The following is a 5,509-nucleotide window of genomic DNA, read 5'->3' on the forward strand; positions in this document are numbered from 1 at the left end:
GTTCGGATAGCGTAGGCTGCCGGTGTCGTGCCACAAGCGGCGGATCGTCTGGACCGCGAAGGCCGCGGTGTCATGGTCCATGCCGACACTGACCCAACCCGCATTGGCGGCGAGATCGTAGATGCCATAGGGCACCGCCCGCCCCAGCTCCTTGATGAGGAAGTCATGCACGCGGACTTCCTCCGGCTCGCCTTGTTGGCGCCATTCGCGTCCGGCGTTCTTGAAGTCGCCGACCAGTTCCTTCTTCTTCGTGTCGACGGAAATCACCGGCTGCTGCTCGGCCAGCGCCCGGGCCACACTGTCGTTGATATGGGCGAACTGCGCGTCGCGGTCTGGATGGCTGCCGCCCTCGCGGGTCTTGCGGTTGCCCTGCAGGCTGAACTTCTGCTGCTTCAGCACCTCGCCGACCACGGTGTGGCTGATCCGATGGCCACGTTCCGCCAATTCTGCCGCCAGGCGGCGCAGGCTCTTGCAGGTCCAGCGCAGCGGCGACATCGGGTCGCCCCGCTCGCTCAGCGACACCAGCGCCAACAAATCGCCCACCAGCGTCGCCTCCGTCATCGCCAGGGGCTTACGTCCGCCGCCCGGACGGCGCACCCGTCCAGCTTCCGGCGGCACAACGCTGTCCAGTTCCAGCAAGCCGCGGCCGATCGTGCTGGCCGCAATCCCGGTCGCCCGCGACACCGCCGCGATGCCGCCATACCCGGCCGCACGCGCCTCGCTCGCCGCCAACAACCGGCGCGCCCGCTCATTCAGATGCGGTGACAGCAGTGCAAACCGCGCTCGGATTACCTTGGGATCGATCATCCCAACAGGCTATGGGATCGCCAACGATACAGGAATCCTGTCGAACACCCCCGCTCAGCCCGATTCCGTTATTGCCTGACGAGCCCTTAGCGGGCCAGGCTCGCCCGATATGAGGCTCCGCCTCGATCACGACCAAGCCAAGGCCGCCGCCTCAGGATCCAACCCCAGCCTCGACACGGAGAAGCTCATGCGAGGTCTCATGAGGTGGCGATATCGCGGATTGGCGCTCGGGTGCTGAACGATCACGTTAACAAGCTGCCTAACCGTTGCGCCGATAGGGATGCGGGCTTTCCTGCCTCGCCGTGCGTCACCGCGGCCCGGCGGCTGGGCCTTTATAACGGAGCGGTCAAACTTTACGCGGCGGACGCGCCCGCGCCTGGGGTGCTGAGCAGAACGCAGTGCGGGGACGTCGACGGTGGGCGAGCCAGCCGCCGTCCTACCTTTGCATCTCCTTCTCGCGCCGCGAGCCGTCGGCGCGGCTTGGCGTCATCCTGCAACCGTAGTGGCCCTAGAGGGCTGCTCGCCCTCTCCCCCGGCAGGTCCAGACGGTTTGTAGAACCCTGGCAGTTAACCTCCTGCAGTCTATGCGGCGAAGGGGTGATCAGGAGGCAGGGCCTCCTGGGGCCATTTACCTGCCGCGCCCCGTCTTCTCCTGAAGCTCATCGATCCGCTTCGAGGCTTCGGCCTTGCTCAGTCCCTCGTCGAATTCCTCGCCGGCCTCTTCGGAAAGGGTCTTGAGGTAGGAGGCCTGGGCGCCGGTGATGGGTTCATCGCCGGTGGTCCAGTTGTCCGGGTCCTTGATGGTGTTGGAGCCGGGCTCAGGGTCGGTCTTGGGGTTGTGGTCGGGGGCCTTGTTGGCCATGCGGGCATCTCCCTCTTTGCTGTTCCCTAAACGTTCATGTGCGGAAGCGGTTGCTTCGGCTTGGGTCTGCGGCCAGAGCTTCGGGGATGCGGGAGGGACCGGGCATGAAGGTCAGGATGGGCGAGATCACGGGAGGGGAGGCGCGGGCGCTTTACGCGCGCCGCCCGGTGGTGCTGCTGCCGCTCGGGAGCCATGAGGACCAGGGGCCGCATGCGTCCATGGGGGATTACCTGCTGGCGGAACTGGTGGCGGAGCGGATCGCGCGCGCAGCCTGCGAGGCGGGGGCTGAGACGGTGGTGGCGCCGGTGCTGCCGTTTGGGAAGGCGGATTTCTTCGGGGCGATGCCGGGGGGGATCGCGCTGTCGGGCCGGGCCTTCGAGCTGGTGCTGACGGAGATGATCGAGGCGCTGCTGCGCCATGGGCTGGACCGGATCGTGGTGCTGAACGGGCATGGGGGGAATGCGCCCGTGATCCATGACGTGACGCAGCGTTTCATGCTGGCGGGGAAGGGCGTGTTCCCGTGCTTCTACCTGTGGAAGGTGGCGGGGGCCTTGCTGCCCGAGGTCATGGGGGCGGAGCGGGCGCGCCGGGCGGCCGGGCATGGGGCCGATCCGCTGGCGAGCATCGCGATGCATCTGACGCCGGAGCGGATGCGGCCGGACCTGGTGCCGGAGCCGCGGGAGGCGGACGGGACCTGCCTGGGGCTGCCCTTCATGGGCTGGGGCGCGGTGTCCTTCGAGGGGCATGAGGTGAATGTGCCGAGCGAGTATGACGGGCCTTCGCCAGATGGCGTGGGGACGGGGGATCCGCGGCTTTCCAGCGCTGAGACGGGGAAGCTGGTGGTGGAGCGGCTGGTGGCGATCGGGGCCGGGTTCGTGCGGCATTACGCGGGGGTTCGGGCGGAAGGCTGAGCGGGGGTGCGGCTCGACCTCCTTTGAAACGTGGCGAAAAAACTTTGGCCAAAAAACTTTGGACGGGGTGTCGATTCCCTCGAAGCTCGATCGTCGTCTGTGCACGAGGCCGCCGCGGCCTTGGCGGATCAGAGGAGACGAAGCGATGCGCGTGATGGTTCTGGTGAAGGCGACGACGGATAGCGAGGCGGGCACCATGCCCTCGACCGAGCTGCTCGAGGCGATGGGCAAGTACAACGAGGAGTTGGTGAAGGCCGGCATCCTCCTGGCCGGCGAAGGCCTGCATCCTTCCTCGAAGGGCAAGCGCGTGGCTTTCGACGGGCCGGGGCGCACCGTCATCGACGGGCCTTTCGCCGAGACGCGCGAGTTGGTGGCGGGCTTCTGGCTGTGGGAGGTCAAGGACATGGCCGAGGCGGTCGAGTGGGTGAAGCGCTGCCCGAATCCGATGCTCGGGCCGAGCGAGATCGAGATCCGCCCGGTCTTCGAGGCCGCTGATTTCGGCGATGCGCTGACGCCGGAGCTTGCCGAGAGGGAAGAGCGGCTTCGCGAAAAGGTCGCGGGCCGCTGAAGCCCGCTGCGTCGCCGCCGCGGTCTGCGCCGGCGGCGGCGACGGAGGCGCATCGGGCGATCGAGGCGGTGTTTCGGATCGAGCAGGCCAGGCTCATCGCGGGGCTGGCCCGTATGGTGCGGGATGTCGGGCTGGCCGAGGAGCTGGCGCAGGACGCCCTCACCGCCGCCCTGTCGGAATGGCCGAGGAGCGGGGTACCGGAGAGGCCGGGCGCCTGGCTGATGGCCGCGGCCAAGCGGCGGGCCATCGATGGGTTCCGTCGCGACAGGATGCGCGCGCGCAAGCATGCCGAGATTGGCCGGGCTCTGGAGGATGAGCGCGACACGGGCTTCGAGGATGCCGAGGCGGCCATGGATGACGAGGTCGGCGACGAGCTTCTCGGGCTGATCTTCACCGCCTGCCATCCGGTGCTGTCCACCGAGGCGCGGGCGGCGCTGACGCTGCGGCTGATCGGCGGGTTGACGACCGATGAGATCGCACGCGCCTTCTTCTCCAGCGAAGCGACTATCGCCCAGCGGATCGTCCGGGCGAAGGCCACGCTGGGCAAGGCGGGGCTGACCTTCGAGGTGCCGCGCGGCAAGGAGCGGGAGGCGCGCCTCGGCTCGGTGCTGGAGGTCATCTACCTCATCTTCAACGAGGGGTATCTGGCGACCGCCGGCGAGGACCTGCTGCGGCCGGCGCTTTGCGCTGAGGCGCAGCGCCTGGGGCGCATCCTTGCCGGGCTGGCGCCGGATGAGCCGGAGGTGTTCGGGCTGCTCGCGCTGATGGAGATCCAGGCCTCGCGCCTGGCGGCCCGCACGGCGCCCGATGGTTCGCTGGTGCCCCTGACCGAGCAGAATCGTGGCCGTTGGGACCAGCTGCTGATCCGCCGGGGCCTTGCCGCACTGGCCCGGGCCAAGGCTTTGGGTGGGGCGGAGGGGCCCTATGCGCTGCAGGCGGCGCTGGCTGCCTGCCATGCGAGGGCGCGCAGGGCGGAGGAGACGGATTGGAGGAGGATCGCGTCGCTCTATGACAGGCTGGGCAAGGTCATGCCCTCGCCGGTGGTCGAGCTGAACCGGGCGGTGGCGCATAGCATGGCCTTCGGGCCGGAGGCTGGGCTGGCGCTCCTCGACGGGGGATCAGCCAGGCGGCGGCCCTGGGGAACTATGCCCCGCTGCCGGCGGCCAGGGGCGACTTCCTGTTCCGGGCCGGGCGGTTGGCTGAAGCCAGGGTGCAGTTCGAGCTTGCGGCCGGGTTCAGCCGGAATGCGCCGGAGAGGGCCTTCCTTCTCGGGCGGGCGGCGGCCTGCGGCGGCTGACGGCGATCGAACTTCGATCTGGAAGGGTGCCGGTTTGCGGGAGGAAGGCTTGCCCGACGATGCCCGCTTTCCCCGCCTTCGGCCCGGGGAATTCGGTACTACTCCTTTTGCGCCATGGCACTGGGCTATGCGGCCCCGGCTAACTTCAAGGGTCAAGCTATTCACAGACACCAGCGTGCGAGGCGCCGATGGCAGTATTCCGATCTATTCTGTGGGATAACACGGTTCCGACATCGCTGGCGTCCAGGATGAGGGCGGCGCGCAGCAAATACCTGCGGGACATGATCGAGAGGGTTTATTCCCGAAAGGGAAGCTGCTCCGTCGTCGATGTTGGCGGAGACCGGGAATACTGGGGTATGTTCGGGCAGAGCTATCTGCGGTCGAGGAACGTGACGATCGTTCTGGCGAACCTCAAATTCGAGGGCGAGAGCGACGCGGGCGACGGGATATTTCGCTATGTGGGCGCCGATGCCCGCGCCCTCAGCAGGTTCGAAGGCAAGCAGTTCGACATCTCCCATTCGAACTCGCTGATCGAGCATGTCGGCTCCTGGAAGGACAAGAAGAGCGCTGCCGATGAGACGAGGCGGATTGCGCATGCATATTATGTGCAGACCCCGAATTACTGGTTTCCGATCGAGCCTCATTTCCTCGTTCCCGGCTTTCAGTTTCTCCCCAAACCGGCCCGGATTGCCCTGCTGAGAAAAAGGGGATGGGGATGGGTCGAAAGGGCGGAGAGCTATTCGGATGCCGCGGAACTCGTGGAGGGGTGTGACCTGCTCAGCACGACGGAGATGAAGACCTTGTTCCCCGACGCGGAGATCATCCGGGAGCGGTTCATGCTCCTGACGAAATCGCTCATTGCGATCGGCGGACGGGTGGAGGCGTAGCGCGGGCGCGCCTGGGTGTCAGCCAGCCTTCGGCGGGCCAGCACTATGCACCGGACGAATGGAATGCATTACCCATAGGAAGTGGAGTGGGGCCGGGGAGAGGCACATATCGGTGTCCAGCAGACGACGACATCGAGCCGTCGCCATTCACGAAGGACATGAACGATGTTTGCTTCC

Annotated in this window: 6 protein-coding genes; 4 read left to right on the plus strand and 2 right to left on the minus strand. The window is 67.0% G+C overall.

From position 1 onward, the window contains the following. Both GSE44_RS24745 and GSE44_RS24750 read right to left on the minus strand, forming a co-directional pair. A partial coding sequence (locus GSE44_RS24745) for an ISAzo13 family transposase (RefSeq protein WP_159351491.1) occupies window positions 1-807 on the minus strand: 807 nt, incomplete at its 3' end. Window positions 808-1,435: 628 nt separating this feature from the next. Then, on the minus strand, window positions 1,436-1,669 hold the full coding sequence (locus GSE44_RS24750; protein WP_159351492.1) for a DUF3072 domain-containing protein: 234 nt from the start codon (window positions 1,667-1,669) through the stop codon (window positions 1,436-1,438). 104 nt (window positions 1,670-1,773) lie between these two features. Between GSE44_RS24750 and GSE44_RS24755 the strand changes: the two genes are divergently transcribed. From GSE44_RS24755 to GSE44_RS24770, 4 genes are all read left to right on the plus strand, one after another. After that, window positions 1,774-2,580: a creatininase family protein gene (locus GSE44_RS24755; RefSeq protein WP_235925127.1), complete on the plus strand. Its 807-nt coding sequence runs from the start codon at window positions 1,774-1,776 to the stop codon at window positions 2,578-2,580. Between the two features lie 145 nt (window positions 2,581-2,725). Beyond that, window positions 2,726-3,148, plus strand: coding sequence for a YciI family protein (locus GSE44_RS24760; RefSeq protein ID WP_159351493.1), 423 nt, complete (start codon window positions 2,726-2,728; stop codon window positions 3,146-3,148). A gap of 68 nt (window positions 3,149-3,216) precedes the next feature. Beyond that, entirely contained in the window at window positions 3,217-4,665 is a 1,449-nt protein-coding gene (locus GSE44_RS24765) for an RNA polymerase sigma factor (RefSeq protein WP_235925128.1), read from the plus strand. 28 nt (window positions 4,666-4,693) lie between these two features. Further along, window positions 4,694-5,332 carry a hypothetical protein gene (locus tag GSE44_RS24770; protein ID WP_235925129.1) on the plus strand — a complete coding sequence of 213 codons (639 nt, stop codon included), beginning with the start codon at window positions 4,694-4,696 and terminating at the stop codon, window positions 5,330-5,332. Window positions 5,333-5,509: the final 177 nt, after the last annotated feature.

This window comes from Muricoccus harenae, assembly GCF_009848505.1.
Classification (GTDB): Bacteria; Pseudomonadota; Alphaproteobacteria; order Acetobacterales; family Acetobacteraceae; genus Roseomonas; species Roseomonas harenae.